Origin of the sequence: Rummeliibacillus stabekisii (assembly GCF_007988965.1) — a bacterium.
Classification (GTDB): Bacteria; Bacillota; Bacilli; order Bacillales_A; family Planococcaceae; genus Rummeliibacillus; species Rummeliibacillus stabekisii.
Map to the genome: position 1 here is coordinate 889,673 of NZ_BJVD01000001.1, position 22,501 is coordinate 912,173.

The following is a 22,501-nucleotide window of genomic DNA, read 5'->3' on the forward strand; positions in this document are numbered from 1 at the left end:
TTATGACCAGTTTGAAATAAAAAGGGCTGTAGGCAAACTCAAAAGTTTGAGTTTGATTACAGCCCATTCTCTTAATTAATCTATTAAGAGATTTAGATAAGGATAGATTATTTTTTTGCAATAATATGGATTGGGTTACCAAGCGCAACTTCAGCTGTTTCCATAGTAATTTCGCCTAAAGTTGGGTGTGCGTGAATAGTCATCGCCACATCCTCAAGCGTCATACCTGCTTCAATCGCTAAACCAATTTCAGCAATCATATCAGAAGCGCCAGAACCAACGATTTGGCCACCTAATAGCAGGCCATCTTCTTTGCGTGCAACTAATTTCACAAAGCCTTCTGTTTCATTTAATGCTAATGCACGACCGTTTGCAGCGAATGGGAATTTGCCAGTTGAAACTTCAAATCCTTCTTCTTTTGCTTGGTCTTCAGATAAACCAACAGTAGCCATTTCTGGATCTGTAAAGCATACAGCAGGAATTGCTAAATAATCGACAACAGATTTTTCGCCAGCGATTGCTTCTGCAGCCACTTTACCTTCATAAGATGCTTTATGAGCAAGTTGTGGTCCAGCAACGATATCACCAATTGCATAGATATTTGGAACGTTTGTGCGGCATTGTTTGTCAACTTTAATTAAACCGCGTTCGCCAAATTCAATTCCCACTTCTTCTAAGCCCATTTCATCCGTATTCGGACGACGACCAACAGTTACAAGTACGTAATCTGCTTCTACTGATTTAGCTTCACCATTTACTTCATATTTAACAGTTACGCCTGTTTCAGTTTCTTCAACACCTTGTGCTAAAGCATTTGTTTCGATTGTAACGCCTTTTTTCTTAAGACCTTTTTTCACAATAGTAGTCATTTGCTTTTCGAAGCCAGCAAGAATATCTTTACCACCTTCAAGAATTGTTACTTCAGCACCTAAGTTTGCATAAGCAGAACCTAATTCTGTACCAATGTAACCGCCGCCAATAACAACTAGTTTGCTAGGAACTTCTTCTAGGTTAAGCGCGCCTGTCGAATTTAAGACGCGTTTTGAGAATTTAAAAGTTGGAATTTCAACTGGACGAGAGCCAGTTGCAATAATTACGTTTTTAAAGTTGTATGTTTGTGCAGAGTTTTCTGTGATAACGCGTAATGAGTTAGCATCATGTAAATATGCTTCGCCTTTTACCACTTCAATATTGTTGCCTTTAAGCAAACCAGAGACGCCGCCAGTTAATTTTTTAACTACAGAATCTTTAAATTCTTGCGCTTTTTTGAAGTCTAATTTCACTTCTGAAGCAACGATTCCCATATCATCGGAATGTTTAGCTTTTTCGAAGCGGTGACCTACAGAGATTAATGCTTTAGATGGGATACAACCTACGTTTAAGCATACACCACCAACATTTTCACGTTCAATTACTGTCACTTTTTGTCCAGTTTGTGCTGCACGGATTGCTGCAACATATCCACCAGGGCCTGCGCCAATGACAATTGTGTCTGTTTCGATTGGAAAATCTCCTACTACCATTTTTTACGCCTCCATTAATAATAATTCTGGTTCGCTTAACAAGCGTTTAATATGATTTAACGCATGTTGAGCAGTCGCACCATCAATCATACGATGATCAAAGCTCAATGATAATGCTAACACAGGTGCAGCTACAATTTCACCATTTTTTATTACAGGTTTTTCTGCAATTCGCCCAATTCCTAGAATTGCGACTTCTGGGTGATTAATCACAGGAGTGAACCATTGTCCGCCAGCTGAACCGATATTTGTAATAGAGCATGATGCGCCTTTCATTTCGTTTGGCGCTAGTTTTCCTTCACGAGCTTTTGTTGCTAACTCGTTAATTTCATTTGACACTGCAAATACAGATTTGCGATCAGCATGTTTAATAACAGGAACAAGCAAGCCTTTTTCTGTATCGGCTGCAATTCCTATATTGTAATAATGTTTTTGGATAATTTCTTGTGTTGCATCATCTAATGAACGGTTGAAATCAGGGAACTCACGCAATGTGCTGACTAAAGCTTTTACCACATAAGGAAGGTATGTTAATTTAATACCTTTTTCAGCTGCAGCTTCTTTGAATTTCTTGCGATGTGCCACTAATTCAGTCACATCTACTTCATCCATCAGCGTTACATGTGGAGCTGTTTGTTTAGAATGCACCATTGCTTTTGCAATTGCACGACGGATACCTGACATTTTTTCACGTGTTTCTGGGAAATCACCTTCAGGAATTGCCGGTGTTTTGCTTGTTTCTTGTACTGATTCTTGGCTTGTTGTTGCTTCAACAACTTCAGCTTTTTCTGTTGCTGGTGCAGCTTTACCGTTTTTAAATGCTTCGATGTCTTCTTTTAATACACGGCCATTTTTACCAGAACCTGAAACTTGTTTAATGTCTACGCCGTTTTCACGTGCAAATTTACGGACAGATGGCATTGCGATAACACGTGCATTGCCTACTGTTTCTTCTGGCTCTTCTCCTGCTGGAGGAGTTGCTGTTTTTGGCTCTTCTTCTTTAACAGCTGGCTCTTTTTCGACTTCTTTGCCTGATTCAGCAGTTGCTTGGACTTGCGCTTCTGTTTCTTCTTCTGCGTCTTCATCTTTATGGCCATGAAGTTCTAACTCTTCATATCCTGGTGCATCAATTTCAAGCAATACAGTACCAACAGTTGTCAATGTACCCTCTTCAACTAGCACTTTTTCAATTGTTCCTTCTACCGGAGATGGAATTTCAACAACAGCTTTGTCGTTTTGCACTTCTGCCAATATTGTATCTTCTTCGATCTTATCGCCTGGTTTTACAAACCATTTGACGATTTCTCCTTCATGGATACCTTCACCAATATCTGGTAATCGGAATTTATATGCCATTTTAAGTCACCACTCCTTTTTAGAATTCTAAAACTTTTTTAGCTGTAGCTATAATGTCTTTTGAATTTGGCAACCACACAGCTTCAGCTTGTGGGAACGGATATACAGTGTCAGGTGCTGTAACGCGAAGTACGGGTGCTTCAAGACTTAAAATAGCGCGTTCCGTAATTTCACTTACTACATTCGCTGCAATACCTGCTTGTTTTTGTGCCTCTTGGACAACGATTGCACGACCTGTTTTTTCAACAGATGCAATAATTGTTTCGATATCCAATGGTTGAATTGTTCGTAAATCAACTACTTCAACAGAGTAGTTTTCTTTTTCTAATGCTTCTGCTGCTTTTAAAGATTCATGAACCATAGCGCCATAAGCAAAAATAGAAAGATCTTTACCTTCGCGTTTTACATCTGCTTTACCTAGAGGAATAGTGTAAGACTCCTCTGGTACTTCTTCACGGAATGAGCGGTATAGTTTTAAATGTTCTAAGAAAACAACTGGATCATTGTCGCGAATAGACGAAATTAAAAGCCCTTTAGCATCATATGGAGTAGAAGGAACAACCACTTTAAGACCTGGTTGAGAAGCGACTAATCCTTCTAAGCTGTCTGAGTGCATTTCTGGTGTATGAACACCTCCGCCAAATGGAGAACGGATTGTAACAGGTGCATTTAGGCTGCCACCAGAACGATAGCGCATACGTGCTAATTGACCGCTGATTGAATCCATTACTTCATAGACGAAACCGAAGAATTGAATTTCAGGAACAGGGCGATATCCTTGTAAAGCTAGACCGATTGAAAGACCGCCAATACCTGATTCTGCTAGTGGTGTATCAAAAACTCGATCCTCGCCAAACTCTTTTTGAAGACCTTCTGTTGCACGGAAAACCCCTCCGTTGACACCAACGTCTTCACCGAATACTAGCACGTTTTCGTCATCTTTTAGTTCACAACGAAGTGCATCTGTAATTGCTTGAATCATTGTCATTTGTGCCATCGGTTACTTCGACTCCTTTTGCGCGTAGATTTCATATTGTTCTTTAAGATTTGCTGGCATTTCTTCATTCATAATATTGATTAAGTCTGTTACTTTTTGTTTTGGTGCTTCATCCGCTTTTTTGATTGCTGCTTTGATTTCTTCTTTTGCTTTTTCGATTACTTCAGCTTCTTTTTCTTCGCTCCATAAACCTTTTTCAGTCAAGTACTTACGGAAACGAACGATTGGGTCTTTCTTTTCCCATTTTGAATCTGTATCTGATGTACGGTAACGAGTAGGGTCATCGCCTGCCATTGTATGCGGGCCATATCGATAACAAATTGTTTCAATAAGTGATGGACCTTCTCCTGCTACAGCACGTTTACGCGCATCGCGAGTCGCTACGTATACAGCTAGTGGATCCATACCATCTACTTGGATGCTTGGAAGTCCTGCTGCAATCCCTTTTTGAGCAATTGTAGAAGCAGCTGTTTGTAGTTCACGTGGTGTAGAAATAGCATATTGGTTGTTTTGTACGATAAATATAGCAGGTGATTTAAATGCCCCTGCAAAGTTAATACCTTCGTAGAAATCACCTTGTGAAGAACCACCGTCACCTGTGTAAGTTACAGCTACTGCTTTTTTACCTCGTTTTTGCATGCCAAGCGCAACACCTGCAGTTTGCACGTATTGAGCACCAATGATGATTTGTGGAGCTAAAATGTTTACACCTTCAGGAACTTGGCCGCCAACGAAATGTCCGCGTGACCATAAGAATGCTTTCCATAAAGGAAGGCCATGCCAAACGATTTGCGGCACATCGCGATATCCAGGCAAGATATAGTCTTCTTTTTCAAGTGCATAGTGGGAAGCAATTTGAGAAGCTTCTTGACCAGCAGTTGGTGCGTAGAAGCCCAAACGTCCTTGGCGATTTAATGAAATAGAACGTTGGTCAAGTATACGTGTAAAGACCATTCTGCTCATTAATTCAACTAGTTCTTCATCAGAAAGATTAGGATTAGCGCTTTCGTTAACGATTTCCCCTTCTTCATTCAAAATCTGGAACATTTCAAACTTTTCTTCAATTTCGTGCAAATTTGCTACAGGATCAAATTGTTGTCCTTTTTTTGAAGCCATGTTCTCACATCTCCTTTATACATCTGTATTACAAAATCTAATGAAAATTATAATACAACTATTATTTAAGTCCAGTATACTGTTTTATAATTTATCGGTCAATGCAAGTAGCAGAGTTAAAAATTCATTCTCATATAGTTTATTGCAAGGAACCTGTATTATAAAGTGCGAATAACCTGTATTATACTACAGTGATTTTTTCACTACCTTTACTAGCACAGTTCATTCCAATTTATTTATTACCTTTTTAATATGTATTAAAACAATGTTTTCATCCTTCCGAGGTTCTTTTCTATTGTGGGATTTTGGGTGTGCGTTATAATAGAAAAGAACTTTTTTTGAAAGGAAGAGCAAAATGATTTTAATGCACGATATTATACGAGAAGGAAATCCAACTTTGCGTGCTGTCGCGAAAAACTTGTCCTTCCCCCTTACAGAAGAGGAAAAAAAATTAGGTGAAGACCTACTTCAATTTTTGATAAATAGCCAAGACGTAGAATTAGCCGATAAACATGGTTTACGGTCAGGAATTGGAATTGCTGCACCTCAAGTAGATGTTTCAAAAAGAATGTTCGCTCTGCATTTACCAGACAGTGCGGGCAAGCAAATCAGCCTAATTGCCGTCAACCCCAAGATAGTAAGCCATTCTGTAGAAGAAGCATACGTTCCTTCTGGTGAAGGATGCCTTTCAGTAGACCGTGATGTGCCCGGCTATGTACCTCGACCAGCACGCATTACGGTCAAATTTTTCACTCTTGATGGTGAAGAAAAGAAAATGCGGTTAAAAGGATTGCCAGCTATTGCTTTCCAACATGAGTTGGATCACTTAAATGGTGTAATGTTTTATGATCACATTAATAAAGAGAATCCATTTGAAAAGAAACCAAATGCCAGTCCGCTGGAAGATTAAAAAAAACGGACTTGATGAACCTTCATCAAGTCCGTTTTTCATTTACCATAATCCCAGTTTTTTCATGGCTTTAGATAAGCCATCGTCATCCACATGATCTGTAACAAACGTCGCTGCTTCTTTAGCTTTCGGATGCCCATTTCCCATCGCTACGCTTGTCCCTGCTGCTTGCAGCATTTCCACGTCATTTAATCCATCTCCAAATGCAATGGCATCTTCTATTTCAAATTCAGTATGCTCTAAAAATTGCTGAATGCCATATGCTTTTGAAACATCTTTATTTATTACATCAACTGAAAACTCATGCCAACGAATCAATTTCAGCTCAGGAAATAGGTTTGCATATCGTTCCTCCCCATGCTCGTCAACATACAATAATATTTGATACGTATTGGATTGTTTATAATATTCAGCGTCCACTTCCGGCATAGGATAGAATAAGGAATCCATGCTTGTACGTACTTTGACATCGTCCTTAGCTGCTGATGTCATCCTCGCATCATCCAAAAATACAACAGGATTATTCTCTTCCTCTGCTTGGACCACCAGTTTCTCCACTATCTCCATGGGAATCGGTCTTTCAGATATCACTTTTCCTTTATAAACGACATACTGCCCGTTAAAGCTTATGAATGAATTTAGGCCAAGCTCCTCTAATACAGGTTTTAGGAAGAACGGAGAGCGACCTGTCGCAATGACGGCTTCATGTCCGTTTTCCTCAGCTTTTTTGATTGCCTCAAATGTTGCAGGGGGCAATTTTTTCTCCGAATTGTATAACGTACCATCAATATCAAAAAATAAAATTTTCTTATCCACTTGTTAATCCCAACCTTTCTATCTGTTAAGTGAATTTTCTTTACATTTTCTTTTTAAATGAATATAATAGGGGCAAGGAGTGATCTGCCATGTTCAAACGTCTTAAAAAACAATTGTTGAAAAGGCTTCGTGGCTTGCTCGAGAAAAAAACGATCGCTTAAAGTTATGTTGCCCTTCATATTTTGAAGGGCTTTTCTTTATTTTAGTTTACCTACGTGCTAATATAAAGGAAATGAATTTATTTTGAACGTGTTAAAGGAGAGCAAACAATGATTTATAAAGTATATTATCAAGAAAATATCCTTGAAGTGCCTGTTCGCGAAAACACTAAAAGCTTGTATATTGAAGCTGATGAAGTGCGCGAAGTCCGCGAGAAGCTTCAAGGCCGCGGTTATAACATCGAGTATATCCAATCGCTTGAAGGAAACTACTTGGAATATGAAAAAGCAAGCGAAGATTTCAAATTGGAGAATATCTAATTAATGAAATTCGTCAAAAATGACCAAACTGCAGTTTTCGCACTCGGCGGACTGGGCGAAATCGGCAAAAATACGTATGCTGTTCAATTTCAAGACGAAATAATCTTGATTGATGCCGGCATTAAATTTCCAGAAGACGATTTACTAGGGATTGATTATGTAATTCCCGATTATACCTATCTTGTTCGAAATGTCGATAAAATTAAAGGGTTATTTATTACCCATGGTCATGAAGACCATATCGGCGGCGTTCCATATTTACTTCGCCAAATTAATGTCCCTGTATATGGAGGCAAATTGGCGCTTGGGTTGTTGCGCAATAAGTTGGACGAGCATGGATTGCTTCGCCAAACAAAGCTAATTGAAATCCAGGAAGATGATGTCATCAAATTCCGCAAAACTTCAGTAAGCTTCTTTAGAACAACGCATAGTATCCCAGATGCATACGGGATTGTAGTCAAGACACCACCTGGCAATATCGTGCATACGGGTGACTTTAAATTTGATTTCACGCCAGTTGGCGAACCAGCAAACTTGACAAAAATGGCTGAAATCGGGCGCGATGGCGTTTTATGTTTACTGTCAGATAGTACTAATGCCGAACGTCCTGAATTTACTATGTCGGAACGCAAAGTTGGCGAAAGCATCGATGAAATTTTACGCAAAGTAGAATCTCGCATTATTTTCGCAACATTTGCTTCTAATATCCACCGTTTAAAGCAAGTGACAGATGCTGCTGCTAAACATGGCCGCAAAGTCGCTGTATTTGGACGTAGTATGGACAATGCCATTAACATTGGCCGTGAGCTTGGTTATATTACTGCACCAAAAGAAACCTTTGTAGATGCACAAACATTAAATCGCCTTCCTGCCAATGAAGTGATGATTTTATGTACCGGAAGCCAAGGTGAACCAATGGCTGCATTATCACGAATTGCTAACGGTACGCACCGTCAAATTCAAATACAGCCTGGAGACACTGTTGTGTTCTCTTCTTCACCGATTCCTGGTAATACAACCAGTGTAAATAAGATTATCAACTTATTGTACCGTGCTGGAGCTGAAGTTATTCATGGATCATTGAATAACATCCATACTTCTGGTCATGGCTCACAGCAAGAACAAAAGTTAATGCTGCGTTTAATTAAGCCAAAATTCTTTATGCCAATTCATGGTGAATACCGCATGTTGCGTATGCATGGAGACTTGGCAGAAGACTGCGATGTACCAGCAGATAATATCTTTATCATGGAAAATGGTGAGGTATTGGCATTAAGTGCTAATGAAGCTCATGTTGCAGGACGGATACCATCAGGAGCAGTTTATATTGATGGAAATGGTATTGGAGATATCGGCAATATTGTTTTGCGCGATAGACGAATTTTATCAGAAGAAGGTCTTGTTATTGTGGTCGTTAGCGTAGACATGCAGCTACAAAAAATGGTAGCAGGCCCTGACATTATTTCACGCGGTTTCGTTTATATGAGAGAGTCTGGTTCGATGATTAATGAAGCACAGCAAATGTTAAGCAAACACTTGCAACAGCTCTTAATTGAAAAAACACCTCAATGGACAGAATTAAAGAATGAAATTACTGATCTTCTAGAGCCATACCTATTTGAAAAAACAAAACGGCGCCCAATGATTTTGCCGATTATTATGGAAGTATAATAGATTATAACAAGGCCTCCAATACTTAATTGGAGGCCTTGTTTTCGCTTAATTCAGCATTTTCTTCTCAAAGCGGCTTATATCATCGTCTTCTCCGATGACAATTAATATATCACCTTCATGTATAACATCCTCTGCTTGAGGTGATACGATAATTTCTTTTTCCCTTTTAATAGCTACAATGTTGATGCCGTACCGTGCACGAATATCTAATCCTATAATGGTATGGCCTTCAAGTAGATGATTTGCCTTTATCTCCATAATCGAGTGTTCATCGGACAACTCTAAGTAATCCAAGACATTATTAGACATCATATTGTTAGCAATCCGAATGCCCATATCACGTTCTGGGTGTACCACGTGATCAGCGCCAATCTTCCGTAGCACTTTTTCATGATAGTCATTCTGCGCTTTTACTGTAATTTTTTGCACACCAATTTCTTTTAAAATTAATGTCGTTAGGATACTCGATTGAATATCATCGCCAATGGCTACAATAACATGTTCAAAATTACGTATACCTAATGATTTAAGTACAGATTCGTCTGTTGTATCTGCTACAACTGCTTGAGTAGCAATTGACGCAAACTCATCCACACGCTCTTGTTGCTTATCGATGGCCATTACATCCGCATCTTGCTGAACAAGCTCTTGAACAATACTACCTCCAAAACGGCCTAATCCAATCACAACAAATTCTTTCTTCATGCCAAATACCTCCGATTTCCCAGCACTTCCTACAAGGTTCTGTATCCATTTTAACAAACAACGTAAAAACATGCTCAGGAAATTTTCATTCTCTCCAATACTACCTACTCTACATTTTGAGCTGTATCCTTGTTCTCATTCACAGAAAAAGGCAGCTGTCTGTACATTAGCTGTACAAACAACTGCCTCCGAATGCTTATTCAGCATTTCTTACTTCATCAAGTACACGATTGACACGTTTTTCAAGCATTTTCATGCCGCTACCACCAGCTTGGAAGTGGCGTAGCTTACCGTCTTTATCGAATACATAGTAAGCTGGAACATATTGATTTTCAAAAGCATCTGTTAATTTCATATCACTGTCTACAAAAATAGGTTGAGTGATACCATGTTCGTTAGCTACCTCTTTGATTTCTCCTAAATCTAGGTCTTTCTCAGAGCGTGGCATATGAACTGCAATAACATTTAGCTCATCTTTATATTGATCACGGAAGTTGTTTACATCCGGCATAGCTTCCTTGCATAAATGACAGCTAATAGACCAGAAATGAATAAGTGTTGGTTTATCACCCACTAGCTCACTTTTTGTCACTTGGCCATTTAACCAAGCTGTTTCGCCTTGTAATTCAGGCATATCTGCTCGTAATTTCATGCTATTCACCTCTTCATTTAGTTAACATCTGTTTAAAAAAGGGACCTAACATTTGTTAGTCCCTTCGCTTTGCAATGCTTAGCCTTTCAACGTAGCATCGCCAGGACGCCAGTTTGCTGGGCAAAGACCGCCAGTTTGCAATGCTTGAAGCACACGCAATGTTTCGTCTACATCACGGCCAATGTTGTTGTGGTTTACAACTTGGTATTGTAGTTCGCCTTCTGGGTTAATAATGTAAAGGCCGCGCAATGCAACACCTTCATCTTCAATAAGCACGCCATAGTCACGTGATACACGTTGGTTGTGGTCTGCAGCTAATGGGAATTTCAACTCGCCGATACCATTTTGGCTGCGGTCAGTGTTGATCCATGCTAAGTGTGTATGAACTGTATCAGTTGAAACGCCGATTACTTCAGCATCTAAATCTTCAAATTCGTCGTAACGGTCTGACATTGAAGTGATTTCAGTAGGACATACGAATGTAAAGTCCATTGGATAGAAGAAAAGAACTGTCCATTTGTCATTTTTCATGTTTTCTTCTAAGCTTACTGTGCCAAATTCTTTATTAGGCATTACTGCTTGCATTTCGAATACTGGTGCTTGTTTTGCTACCATACGTTCTGCCATGATAAATCCCTCCAAAAGTTAATATAAATGTAAGTAGCTTATTGCTACGATCCACATTCTACAATAGCAAATAATACTATTAAACGCAAAGGTTTCATGGTATATTTTGAATATTTGATTATTCCTTTTCCCATATTACGAGCTGAAACAAGTTTTCTTAAAGTATCGGGAAATACCAATCTTGCTATTCCCTTCTTATAAGATGTACTGCTTCTCTGCCACTTCTATGCGAGGCATAAAAAATGTCCCCATCATTATATGAGGACACGGAAATATTGTTATTCGATTGAATGCCAAAATTCATAATCCATCCTTTGTCTCAAGCATTTCTCTATCTTTATTCCTCTTTCGCTCCTAAACACCGTTCACACTCATATAATGTGGATTCTACTTGTTCTACTATTTCACAACCACATTCTAAGCAAAGCTTCGGATACTTTTGAGTGTTTTCGTTTTTCATTAGATCTCCTCCTTAAAATGTTTTATTCCCTTTATCAAATAGACTGATAGCTTGGAATCGTTAGAAATTCTTCAAATGTATCTTGGAGAATTAAACTCTTAAAAATGTCTGTAGCCTTGTCTAATCGGCTTTGCACATAATTCTCTTCACCGAGTTGATTTTTTAAAATCGAAACTTCTTCTTCTAAAATTTTTTGTACATAATGCGCGTCTATTTTTTGTCCATCGATTGTATTTCCTTTTTCATGTCGTATCCATTGCCATATTTGCGTACGCGAGATTTCAGCAGTTGCTGCATCTTCCATCATATTATAAATCGGCACAGCGCCATTCCCCCGAAGCCAAGATGCAATATACTGAACGCCAACACTACAGTTGAGCCGTACTCCTTCTTCTGTAATGGAACCTATTGGCACTTCTAATAAGTCCGCTGCTGTTACATGCACATCATTTCGTTTACGATGAATTTGATTAGGTGTCTTCATATAGTAATCAAATTGCTCCATTGCCACTTGCACTAAGCCTGGATGCGCCACCCATGTTCCATCATGACCATCCTTTGCTTCTCTCATCTTATCCTCTCGTACTTTTTCGAACGCTAATTCATTCGCTTGTGGATTGTCTTTAATAGGGATTTGGGCAGCCATGCCACCCATGGCTGGCGCATTGCGCTTATGACATGTGTGGATACATAATTGCGTATAAGCTCTCATAAATGGCGAATTCATGGTTACTTGGCTTCTATCTGGCAAAATGACTTCATGATGGTTACGTAATCGCTTAATATAACTAAAAATATAATCCCATCTGCCGCAATTTAAGCCGGCAGAATGCTCTTTTAATTCATATAATATCTCATCCATTTCAAAGGCTGCTGTAATGGTTTCAATCAGGACTGTTGCTTTTATTGTCCCTTTTGCTAGCTCCATGTACTTCTCTGAGTAATTAAAGATATCATTCCATAACCTTGCTTCCAAATGGCTTTCAAGTTTCGGCAAATAGAAATATGGACCTGTGCCTTGAGCAATTAACTCTTTTGCATTATGGAAGAAGTATAATCCGAAATCAAAGAAGCTCCCTGCCACAAGCTCACCATCGATCTCTATATGCCTTTCTTCCATATGCAATCCTCTTGGTCTTACGATTAATGTGGCCACCTTGTCATTTAATCGATAGACTTTCCCGTTTGAAGGTTGTGAATAAGAAATAGTTTTTCGTATGGCATCAAACAGATTCACTTGGCCGTCAATCATATTTTCCCATGTGGGTGAAGTAGCATCTTCAAAGCATGCCATAAATAATTTGGCTCCTGAATTTAGCGCATTAATGACCATTTTCCGTGATACTGGGCCTGTAATTTCCACACGGCGATCCTGTAAATCCTCAGGTAATGGTGCGATTTCCCATGTGCTTTCACGAATTGATTTTGTTTCCTCTAAAAAATCTAGTGTGCCTCCAGCATCTAATTGACATTGCCGCTCTTGCCGAAAATGCAATAATTCTAAGCGGCGTTGATTGAACTGACGATGCAAAGACGAAACAAACCGAAGTGCTTCTGCTGACAGAATTTGTTTTGTTGATTCGTTTTCTATTCCTTTAATCTTGATGGATCCCGTGACTGTTTGTGGGGTACTCATTGGCAACAATCCCTTCTTATTTTCATTTAAATGCTTGCCATCAATGCGCGATAAAGTGAAACTTCATTCAGTGGGGGGTTTTTATCCCCTACTGAGTGTTAGTTGAACCAATCGGGCTTTTACGGGCAGTTAACCCCCACTTAAACTTCTCCGTTACATACTTACGTTTTGAAGTGGGGGTCTTACTGCCCGTTAATGCGGAATAAATTGAGCTGTTTCAGTAGAACCCTCCATCGCTGTTGTAGATGATGTCCCTCCTGAAATAACCTGAGATACTTCATCAAAGTAGCCCGTACCCACTTCACGTTGATGTTTAGTTGCTGTATATCCATCACGTTCGCTTGAAAATTCTTCTTGTTGAAGTTTTGAATAGGCAGCCATTCCGTTGTTTTTATAATCAACCGCTAGTTTAAACATGCTGTGATTCAACGAATGGAACCCTGCTAATGTAACAAATTGGAATTTATATCCCATTTTCGCCAACTCTTTTTGATACTTAGCAATCGTCTCCTCATCTAAATTTGCTTTCCAATTAAAGGATGGTGAACAATTGTATGCAAGCATTTTCCCTGGATATTGTGCATGGATGGCCTCTGCAAATTGTCTTGCTTCCTCTAAATCCGGCTTAGATGTTTCACACCATATTAAATCGGCATAAGGAGCATAAGCTAGGCCTCGCTCAATCGCCTGATCGATTCCAGCATATGTGCGGAAAAATCCCTCTGGTGTTCGCTCGCCTGTTAAAAATTTAGCATCTCGCGGATCAATATCACTCGTGACCATATCCGCAGCATCTGCATCTGTCCGGGCGATTAGGATAGTCGGTACTCCGCATACATCCGCAGCTAATCGTGCAGCGACTAAATTTCGTATAGCATTTTGTGTGGGAAGCAATACTTTACCGCCTAAATGGCCACATTTCTTTTCAGATGCTAATTGGTCCTCCAAATGCACACCTGCTGCCCCTGCTTCAATCATCCCTTTTATTAACTCAAAAACATTTAGTGGTCCTCCAAATCCTGCTTCTGCGTCGGCAATAATCGGAGCAAACCAATCAAAGCTGTCTTCTCGTCCTTCAACTCCATCAATTTGGTCTGCTCTTTGCAATGCTTGATTGATACGTTTGACCACTTGCGGCACTGAATTAGCGGGATACAAGGATTGATCAGGATACATTTGCCCAGATAAATTGGCATCTGCTGCTACTTGCCAACCACTAAGATAGATAGCTTGTAAACCAGCTTTTACTTGTTGTACTGCCTGATTGCCGGTCAATGCACCTAGCGCATTAATATAGTCTTCTTGCTGCAGTGTGTCCCACAAACGTTTTGCGCCTTTTTCAGCTAACGTATGCTGAATGTCTACTGAACCCCGAAGCTTGATTACCTCTTCCGCACTATACGGACGTTTAATGTCTTGCCATCTTTCATCATTTGCCCAGCTCTTTTCAAGTTTCTCAATTTGTTTTTGCCTTGTTGTCATTTGAATCACACCTTCCGACTTTTTATTATTTTGCTGTTGCATAACAGATTAAGTTGTTATAATGTAATATATAACAGTAATGCTTTTTTGTATTATTTTTTGGATAAAATGCAACTATTTGGCGACAAAACATTGTTTTTGCATGACAAACAAGGGGGCTTTGGATATGAGAGATAATGACATCTCGTTTTTATCAAAAAATGTAGCGGAACAGTATTATAATCTGATGAGTGATTGGTTGCCTGAGGAATCTTCAGTAGCAATAGCAGTAGGCGATACGTACGTTTATTTTAATGGCTGCCAAAAACTTCAATTATTTAATGGCAAAAAAGTAGAGTCTGGAAGTATAGTAGAACGCGTCATGAAAGAAAAAAGAAAAATTGAGGAGTTAATGAACGAAGTTTTTTTAGAAAAACCTTTTTATGGGATTGGTTACCCAATTACTTTAATGGGGGAAGCTGCTGTGTTATTGGTAATATTATCTCCCCTTTATCAAGAGATAAAAAATGATCCAATCCGTTTTATAACAGGCAAACAACAAGATGAATGGGTGTTAGTTCCAATTGAAAAAATTACACATTTCGAGAGCTTAAATAAAAAGAATTGGTGTTACACAGATGGTAAGCAGTATACAGTAAGCACAACATTGAAGAACCTTCAGAAAAAGCTGCCGAAAGATTTTCTTCGTATCCACAGATCTTATATAATCAATATCCACGCGATCGATCGTATCACCCGTGATTTTTCCTCCAATTTAATGATCCATATGGAAGATGGAACTGGACTTCCAGTTAGTCAAACCTACTTAAATGAAGTAAAACGCTTACTGGATATATAACTCATAAAAACCCCGCAAAAATAGTGTCTGCTTTTGCGGGGTCTTGTGTTCATTATTTGATTTTTTCCAACTCAGCTTTCAATTGCTGTACATCATGATTTTCTTCTTTTACTGTCTTTTTCAGCAACGAAACTTCATTTTCTAATGCTTTTTGTAATTCTTTTGTTTCTGCATCTAAATTAGCTTTTGGCTTCTTGCTTTTTTCTTGAAGTGCTGAAATGACATCATATAAGTCTTCATGGCCCATCACTCTGCCCGCTCCCCACATTAAACGGTCTGCAGGCTGGTTCATTACATAATCTGTAAAGTACTGATATGTTTCTTTATCAAAGTCGTAGGCATACCAGTTATTATCAACGGCAAACAAGTAGTCATCAAGGGCTTTTTGAGCTTTCCCCTTCTCTATTGCTTTAATGGCAGCAGATAAGTTTTCAATATTATTTTGCGCATGTTCGTGAGGGAAAATAGGTTCATCCTCCCATGTTAAACGAACAAATTGATCTTGCGCCAATTTAAATGTGTGAAGTAACTTACTGTTTACATCACGACTTTCTTTATATAATTTCGCAGCTTTTTTATCTTCGCCTGCTTGTAGCGCTTTTGCATACGCACTATTTATTTCGTTTACCTTTTTATTTGCCTGTTTTGCAGTGCTAATGGCTTCATCAATCGTACTAATGAGTGTGTCGCTTGAAACATTCGAGTCTTTTAATACATCCTGCTTCAATGTCTTCTTCATTTCTTCTAAACGTGTTGTGAAATTTAGCGGCGATACTGCTGTTTGATCATATTTCATAGCCAATAATCCATATAAATTCATATTAAATTGGAGTGCTTTAATATTATTTGTTTTTTCATTATCGAATTGTGAGTGGTAATGTGTATGCATAAACTCACTATCCTGAAAATCATTACGCAATGCTGGAACACCAGCTAACGAGAATGAAAAATCATCAGACCACGTACGGAGTGGCGCCACTACAGAAATCCCTTTTTTATAAACACCTTTGACTGTCGGTACAGTTTTAGCAAATTTCGTAAGGAAGTCTTTGTATTCATATACTGCTCGGATTTCATTTGTCTTGGTATGTTCATATGCAGGTAACTCAAAATTCAAATTGGCAATCGCCTTGCCTACCCATTCAGGATGAACACGGAAGATTTGATTGTAGGCACCTGTAGACCAGTCGTATCTTGTATTGCTTACTCCCCATTCTTCCGCAGCTAATGCATTAAAAATGATAGTTTTTTGGGGTTTATAGCCACTATCTACTAATCCTTTTGCAATCCCCATCAATAATCCTATGGACGCATTATCATCTTGGAATCCATCAAAATAGGAATCATAGTGTCCTGATAAAATTACATATGAATCCGGGTCTTTCCCTTCAATTTTCCCGTAGTAATTATATGTCTTCTGATCTTTTTTCACTGTGGATTTGGCATCAAAATCAACCTGTAATTTATTGTGTTGTTTTTTTAATGCTGCTTTTAATAATGCAGCGTCATTTTGCGACATAGAAAATGCAGGAGCATCATCAGGCCCACAAATATCCTGTGCATTTAAGGCATTTCCATCTACTTCTGCATATCCCTTGCTTTGTACTGCAATGACAGCAGCAGCTCCTTTTAAATGTGCTTGATATGTTGGATAATTAATCCACCAATCCTCGCGCTGATTAATATCTATAAGAACTAGCTTACCTTTAACATCAAGATTCTCTAAATCAGCCGCTGTCCCTCTGTTGGCATACACAACATCAAAAGTTTTAGGTCCTTTCGTATCAAAGTTCGTTTGATATCCGCCAAGAACAGCCAAATGTGTTTTTCCTTTGGCATCTGTAAACTTCAGATCTGCTTTTTTAAAGGTCCAGCTATCGACTGTAATCTCATCTTTCGAAACATCCGTAAGCCCGATTTTTTTCATTTCATTTGCTATTTTCTTACCTGTTTGCAATTCAGCAGTTGATCCAGCTGTTCGATAGCCTAGCTTCTCATTTGTTTTAAATTGCTCTAAACTTTTCGCAAATTCATACGAATAATTTGCGTCTGCTAGCTTTACATAGCTCTTCGAATCTGTTGTTTCCACTGCTTTCTTTTGTTTTTCCTCTGTACTATTTTTCTCCGGCGTACATGCCACCAATGTAGTTGCGATCAGCGAAATCGCCAATGCACCACCTAAAAATCTTTTCATCAACCACATTCCTTTCCACTAAATTTACTTTGTTCATAGGAATCTTTATTCCCTAATTGCGAGAAAATTCAATCACACTTTTGCTAATCTAGCGAAATCAATTTTTTTCACAAAAATTATTAAATGATAACTTTCAACAAATAGCAATTACTTTTTTTATCAAAAACTTTTATTCTTTCCTTTTATTTCTTATGTAAATGCAATAATTGATACAGTAAAAAAATGTTAGTGTTAAATGCTTGAGGGTAAAGGATTAGTGTCAGTCTATTAAATTATTTGATAAAGAATATTATTTTAGAAAAAAAGGTTGAAAAATATGTCCTATTTTGTATAATAGAATACGTTTCACTAAACTAAAAGTTTTGTCTTAGTAAACTTGTGTTACTTAAAGTTCACCATAAGTAAACTTCCAATAAATGAAAATATAACTCTTTACTAAAGAAAATACTGAAAATAGAGGAGGAATGCATTTGATGCAGATAGGCAAAAAAATCAAACGCCTGCGACTGAAAAAAGGTTTGACGCAAGAAGAACTAGGCGAAAGAACCGATTTGAGCAAGGGCTATATATCCCAGGTAGAAAGGGATTTAAACTCCCCCTCTATTGAAACGCTATTTGACTTACTAGAAGTATTGGGTTCTACCCCAAAAGAATTTTTTGATGATGAAATTGAAGACCAAAATGTTGTCTATACAGACGAAGAGCATACGACTTTTACAGATGACAAGAAGGGGTATTATTTAAAATGGTTAATCCCCACTTCAAATGAAAAAGAAATCGAGCCAGTGATGATTGTTTTTGAAGAGAATGGCGAATTCAAAAAGTTTGAGCCTTCCTTGTCTGAAACATTTATCTATGTACTATCTGGTCGGGTAAAACTGGTTTTAGGCAAACAAGAATTCGTTGCTTCACAAGGCAGCTCTATTTACTTCGATGCTTCTAACCACCATCAGTTGTTCAACGACTTTGCAGGTAAAACGGAAATTTTACTCGTTGCAACAGAATCTTATTTATAGCTTAGGGGGACCCCAGATGTCGGAAAATGCAATTATCCGCTTTGAAAATGTTTCAAAATCATTCAGTGATGGCACTGTAGTGCTAAAAGATATAAGCTTTGAAATGGAACGAGGCAAGTTCTATACACTCTTAGGGCCATCTGGCTGTGGGAAAACAACAATTCTCCGTCTCATCGCAGGTTTTATGGAACCTACCAATGGTTCAATCTATTTCAATGGCAAAACAATCAATAATGTGCCAGCCAATGAACGCCAAGTCAATACCGTTTTCCAAGACTACGCACTATTCCCACACCTCAATGTGTTTGAAAATGTGGCGTTTGGTTTGCGTATTAAGAAAGTAAAAAATGAAGAAATCACTAGAAGAGTAGAAGAAGCATTAAGGTTTGTCAATTTAGCAGGTTATAGCCAACGTGAAATCTACGAAATGTCTGGTGGCCAAAGACAACGTGTTGCCATAGCACGCGCTATCGTAAATGATCCAGAAATCATTTTATTAGATGAGCCTTTATCTGCCCTAGATTTAAAACTGCGCACAGAAATGCAATATGAATTGCGCGAATTACAGCAGCGTTTAGGCAAGACCTTTGTATTTGTCACTCATGACCAAGAAGAAGCACTAGCCATGTCAGACGAAATCTTTGTCTTACATGAAGGCCAAATCGAGCAAAGTGGATCACCTGTGGATATCTACGATGAACCAATCAATCGTTTTGTCGCTGATTTCGTCGGCGAATCAAACATCGTGCCAGGTATAATGATTCGAGATTTTGAGGTTACGTTTGCAGGTAAGACTTTTGAATGTGTAGACCAAGGCTTGAACGCCAACGAAAATGTAGATATCGTCATTCGACCTGAAGATTTAGAGATCACAGATGTAGAGCGTGGAAAGCTTGTTGTAACAGTTGATACCCAATTATTCCGCGGCGTTCATTATGAGCTCTCTACCTATGACCAAGATGGGAATGAGTGGCTTGTACATTCATTGAAAAAAGCTGATGTTGGTGCAAAAATCGGCTTAGATTTCGACCCTGAAGCTATTCACGTTATGCGTTTAAATGAATCAGAAGAAGACTTCGATAAAAGACTTGAATCTTACGGAGAAGAAAATAATGCGTAGAAAAGGGAATTTATTATCACTAATCCCCTACTATATTTGGATTCTATTTTTCGTTATTGCACCGATCCTTTTAATTGTTTATTATTCGCTTCTTGATCTACATGGCCATTTCACAATCAATAACTATCGAAATTTCTTGACTAGCGTTTATTTGAAAATGACCTTGAGTTCGTTCTGGTATGCATTTCTCATCACGCTGTTCTCCTTAATTATTTCTTATCCAGCTGCTTATTTAATTACAAAGTTAAAATATAAGCAGTTATGGCTTATCCTGATTATTATTCCTTCTTGGATTAATCTTCTATTGAAAACCTATGCCTTTATTGGCATCTTTGGAAACAAAGGTCCAATCAACGCTTTCGTTAAAGCAATTGGACTTCCAAATCAGCAAATTCTTTTTACTGATTTTGCCTTTGTTTTTGTATCTGTGTATATTTTTATACCGTTCATGATTCTGCCGATCTTTAATGCATTAGATAAGTTAAATCCTGCATTAATTGACGCATCACGAGATTTAGGCGCTTCGAAAATCACTACTTTCAGAAGAGTTATCATTCCGTTGACCATGAACGGCGTTAAAGCAGGTGTACAGGCTGTCTTTATACCGGCACTTTCATTGTTCATGATTACAAGACTGATTGCAGGTAACCGTGTGATTACGCTTGGTACAGCAATCGAAGAGCAATTCTTAACAACACAAAACTGGGGTATGGGTTCAACCATCTCTGTATTCTTGATACTCTTTATGTTTATTATTATGTTGCTGACAGGTGAACGGAAGAAAGGAGTGGCGCGTAATGGAAAAGCTAAATAAACGATCGAAATTGTATTTGGCGCTTGTCTTTGTCATTCTATATGCGCCTATCCTTTTTCTTGTCTTCTATTCATTCAATAGCGGCGATTCAATGACCAACTTTAAATCATTCACCTTTGCCCATTACAAAGAAGTTTTCCAAGATTCTAGGTTAATCGTTATTTTAATCAATACAGTAGTTATTGCTTTGTTATCTGCATTGATTGCTACGATCATTGGAACTCTCGGATCTATTGGCATTGTTTCTATTAAAAATAGAAAAATGCGCAATACCGTTCTTTCATTGAATAATATCCTGATCGTGAGCCCTGATGTTATTATTGGTGCTTCATTCTTGATCCTCTTTACAATGGCTGGGATTAAACTTGGCTTTATGTCCGTCTTATTATCACATGCAGCATTTAGTATCCCGATCGTTGTGCTAATGGTATTACCAAAATTGCATGAAATGAGTTCATCTTTAATTGATGCAGCGCTTGATTTAGGTGCAAGCCGACGCGATATTTTAACCCGTGTTATATTGCCTTATGTTAAGCCGGGTATCTTTGCTGGATTCTTTATGGCTTTAACCTATTCCTTAGATGATTTTGCTGTCACATTCTTTGTTACAGGAAATGGCTTCAGCACACTCTCTGTTGAGATTTATTCAATGGCTCGTGCAGGCGTTTCGTTAACTGTCAACGCACTCTCAGGTTTAGTATTCTTTGTCACATTGCTCCTTGTATTAGGTTATTACTTTATTACAAAACGCCAAACAAGATCGGGGGCTCATAAATGAAATCTTTGATACGAGCATCGATTGGCATTTTACTTGTATGCGGAATATTAATGTATACTTCACATGCAATGGATGCTACTTCCGGAAAATCCGGGAAAGATATTTTAACTATCTACAACTGGGGAGAATATATTGACCCTGCTTTAATTAAGAAATTTGAAAAGCAAACAGGCATCAATGTTATTTATGAAACGTTTGATTCAAATGAAGCCATGATGACAAAAATCGAACAAGGCGGAACGAATTATGATATTGCCGTTCCTTCTGAATATACGGTTGAACAAATGAGAGAACGCCACTTGCTTAAAAAAATTGATCACAAGCAAATCCCTAATTTAAAATATATTGAACCAGATTTTCTACATCTGGCTTTTGATAAAAAGAATCAATATTCGATTCCTTATTTTTGGGGTACTGTAGGGGTTGTTTATAATAAGAAACTTTTAAAAGACAAGAAATTTGATAGCTGGGATGACCTTTGGGATCCATCACTAAAAGGCAAGGTTATTTTAGTAGATAGCGCCAGAGAAGTAATTGGTGTTGGTCTAAATAGTATCGGTCAATCACTGAATACAACAGACTCTACTGTTTTGCAGAAAGCGACTAATAAACTAATTCGCATGGCGCCAAACGTGAAAGCGGTCATCGGTGATGAGGTAACTCAATTAATGATCAATGGGGACGCGGAAGTAGCCCTCACTTGGTCTGGTCAAGCGGCTGATATGATGTCTGAAAATGAAGATTTGACATACAGCGTGCCAAAAGAAGGCTCCAATCTATGGTTTGATAATATGGTCATTCCTAAAACATCGAAAAATATAGAGGGTGCCCATAAATTCATCAACTTTATGCTAGATCCAAAAGTAGCTGCTCAAAACTCTGAGTATGTAGGCTATACAACTCCTAATAAAGCCGCATTAAAATTGATGGATCCTGAAATCGTCAATGATACACGCTATTACGTATCAAAAGACGTTCGTGAAAAATTAGAAGTTTATAAAAACCTAGGAAAAGAAAAGATCGGCGAATATAATGAACTTTTCCTACGCTTCAAAATGTCTATACGTTAATGTATTGAAGAAAGAAGCTGAATCAAAAAAGTTTTAGCTAATGAAAAGACCGAACACCTGTGAAATTTAATTTCACGTGTGTTCGGTTCTTCTTTTGTGAAATTTCGTAATGTGTTCCTTGCTGCAGACTTAGCTTTAATCTCCTCATCACTACGATCTACTAAGATTCACAGGACTCGCCGTACGACTCTCTATAGCTCTTAATTTATGTTTCTGAAATTGATTGGCTTATAAGGAG

21 protein-coding genes are annotated in these 22,501 nt (G+C 38.3%); 9 read left to right on the plus strand and 12 right to left on the minus strand.

The window, feature by feature from the left end:
- Window positions 1-107 precede the first annotated feature (107 nt).
- Genes lpdA through pdhA form a run of 4 tightly spaced genes read right to left on the minus strand, consistent with a single transcriptional unit; the run spans window position 108 to window position 4,992 of the window.
- Window positions 108-1,523, minus strand: a complete 1,416-nt coding sequence (gene lpdA / locus RST01_RS04475; RefSeq protein ID WP_066785047.1) for a dihydrolipoyl dehydrogenase — start codon at window positions 1,521-1,523, stop codon at window positions 108-110.
- A 3-nt stretch (window positions 1,524-1,526) separates the two neighbouring features.
- Complete coding sequence (locus RST01_RS04480) at window positions 1,527-2,879, minus strand: dihydrolipoamide acetyltransferase family protein (RefSeq protein ID WP_147194365.1); 1,353 nt, start codon at window positions 2,877-2,879, stop codon at window positions 1,527-1,529.
- Between the two features lie 19 nt (window positions 2,880-2,898).
- The gene (locus RST01_RS04485; RefSeq protein WP_066785040.1) at window positions 2,899-3,876 is read right to left on the minus strand and encodes an alpha-ketoacid dehydrogenase subunit beta; all 978 of its coding nucleotides are present in this window, start codon (window positions 3,874-3,876) and stop codon (window positions 2,899-2,901) included.
- Between the two features lie 3 nt (window positions 3,877-3,879).
- Window positions 3,880-4,992, minus strand: a complete 1,113-nt coding sequence (gene pdhA, locus RST01_RS04490; RefSeq protein WP_147194368.1) for a pyruvate dehydrogenase (acetyl-transferring) E1 component subunit alpha — start codon at window positions 4,990-4,992, stop codon at window positions 3,880-3,882.
- A gap of 355 nt (window positions 4,993-5,347) precedes the next feature.
- Between pdhA and def the strand changes: the two genes are divergently transcribed.
- The gene (gene def / locus RST01_RS04495; RefSeq protein ID WP_147194371.1) at window positions 5,348-5,902 is read left to right on the plus strand and encodes a peptide deformylase; all 555 of its coding nucleotides are present in this window, start codon (window positions 5,348-5,350) and stop codon (window positions 5,900-5,902) included.
- Between the two features lie 42 nt (window positions 5,903-5,944).
- On the opposite strand, the gene RST01_RS04500 is transcribed toward def, so the two are convergent.
- Window positions 5,945-6,718 (minus strand): Cof-type HAD-IIB family hydrolase, encoded by a 774-nt coding sequence (locus RST01_RS04500; protein ID WP_147194374.1) that lies wholly within the window; start codon window positions 6,716-6,718, stop codon window positions 5,945-5,947.
- Between the two features lie 269 nt (window positions 6,719-6,987).
- Between RST01_RS04500 and RST01_RS04505 the strand changes: the two genes are divergently transcribed.
- Together RST01_RS04505 and rnjA are read left to right on the plus strand one after the other, a co-directional pair.
- Complete coding sequence (locus tag RST01_RS04505) at window positions 6,988-7,197, plus strand: DNA-dependent RNA polymerase subunit epsilon (protein WP_066785028.1); 210 nt, start codon at window positions 6,988-6,990, stop codon at window positions 7,195-7,197.
- Between the two features lie 3 nt (window positions 7,198-7,200).
- Window positions 7,201-8,868, plus strand: a complete 1,668-nt coding sequence (gene rnjA, locus RST01_RS04510) for a ribonuclease J1 (RefSeq protein ID WP_147194377.1) — start codon at window positions 7,201-7,203, stop codon at window positions 8,866-8,868.
- Between the two features lie 48 nt (window positions 8,869-8,916).
- Here the strand turns inward: rnjA and RST01_RS04515 are convergent, their stop codons facing one another.
- The 6 genes from RST01_RS04515 to aceA form a co-directional block, all read right to left on the minus strand.
- Window positions 8,917-9,576, minus strand: coding sequence for a potassium channel family protein (locus RST01_RS04515; protein ID WP_066785017.1), 660 nt, complete (start codon window positions 9,574-9,576; stop codon window positions 8,917-8,919).
- Between the two features lie 196 nt (window positions 9,577-9,772).
- Window positions 9,773-10,228 carry a TlpA disulfide reductase family protein gene (locus RST01_RS04520; RefSeq protein ID WP_066785014.1) on the minus strand — a complete coding sequence of 152 codons (456 nt, stop codon included), beginning with the start codon at window positions 10,226-10,228 and terminating at the stop codon, window positions 9,773-9,775.
- Window positions 10,229-10,306: 78 nt separating this feature from the next.
- Window positions 10,307-10,855: a peroxiredoxin gene (locus RST01_RS04525; protein ID WP_066785011.1), complete on the minus strand. Its 549-nt coding sequence runs from the start codon at window positions 10,853-10,855 to the stop codon at window positions 10,307-10,309.
- 337 nt (window positions 10,856-11,192) lie between these two features.
- On the minus strand, window positions 11,193-11,315 hold the full coding sequence (locus tag RST01_RS16115; protein ID WP_190323377.1) for a YhfH family protein: 123 nt from the start codon (window positions 11,313-11,315) through the stop codon (window positions 11,193-11,195).
- Between the two features lie 34 nt (window positions 11,316-11,349).
- Window positions 11,350-12,951 (minus strand): malate synthase A, encoded by a 1,602-nt coding sequence (gene aceB, locus RST01_RS04530; protein WP_147194380.1) that lies wholly within the window; start codon window positions 12,949-12,951, stop codon window positions 11,350-11,352.
- Between the two features lie 192 nt (window positions 12,952-13,143).
- A complete protein-coding gene (gene aceA / locus RST01_RS04535; protein ID WP_147194383.1) occupies window positions 13,144-14,433 on the minus strand; it encodes an isocitrate lyase in 1,290 nt (429 codons plus the stop codon).
- A gap of 166 nt (window positions 14,434-14,599) precedes the next feature.
- Here aceA and RST01_RS04540 point away from each other — a divergent pair, with 166 nt between their 5' ends.
- Window positions 14,600-15,271, plus strand: coding sequence for a LytR/AlgR family response regulator transcription factor (locus RST01_RS04540; RefSeq protein ID WP_184117512.1), 672 nt, complete (start codon window positions 14,600-14,602; stop codon window positions 15,269-15,271).
- A gap of 52 nt (window positions 15,272-15,323) precedes the next feature.
- Here the strand turns inward: RST01_RS04540 and RST01_RS04545 are convergent, their stop codons facing one another.
- Entirely contained in the window at window positions 15,324-17,465 is a 2,142-nt protein-coding gene (locus RST01_RS04545) for a M28 family peptidase (RefSeq protein ID WP_147194389.1), read from the minus strand.
- 473 nt (window positions 17,466-17,938) lie between these two features.
- Here RST01_RS04545 and RST01_RS04550 point away from each other — a divergent pair, with 473 nt between their 5' ends.
- From RST01_RS04550 to RST01_RS04570, 5 genes are read left to right on the plus strand one after another with little or no spacing between them, the layout of a single operon-like run.
- The gene (locus RST01_RS04550; RefSeq protein ID WP_066784997.1) at window positions 17,939-18,481 is read left to right on the plus strand and encodes a helix-turn-helix domain-containing protein; all 543 of its coding nucleotides are present in this window, start codon (window positions 17,939-17,941) and stop codon (window positions 18,479-18,481) included.
- Between the two features lie 16 nt (window positions 18,482-18,497).
- A complete protein-coding gene (locus tag RST01_RS04555; RefSeq protein ID WP_147194391.1) occupies window positions 18,498-19,601 on the plus strand; it encodes an ABC transporter ATP-binding protein in 1,104 nt (367 codons plus the stop codon).
- Entirely contained in the window at window positions 19,594-20,415 is an 822-nt protein-coding gene (locus RST01_RS04560) for an ABC transporter permease (RefSeq protein WP_147194394.1), read from the plus strand. The genes RST01_RS04555 and RST01_RS04560 overlap by 8 nt, the downstream gene beginning before the upstream one ends.
- Window positions 20,399-21,193: an ABC transporter permease gene (locus RST01_RS04565; RefSeq protein WP_066784988.1), complete on the plus strand. Its 795-nt coding sequence runs from the start codon at window positions 20,399-20,401 to the stop codon at window positions 21,191-21,193. The genes RST01_RS04560 and RST01_RS04565 overlap by 17 nt, the downstream gene beginning before the upstream one ends.
- Window positions 21,190-22,263, plus strand: a complete 1,074-nt coding sequence (locus RST01_RS04570) for an ABC transporter substrate-binding protein (protein WP_147194398.1) — start codon at window positions 21,190-21,192, stop codon at window positions 22,261-22,263. The genes RST01_RS04565 and RST01_RS04570 overlap by 4 nt, the downstream gene beginning before the upstream one ends.
- The last annotated feature ends 238 nt before the right edge of the window (window positions 22,264-22,501 follow it).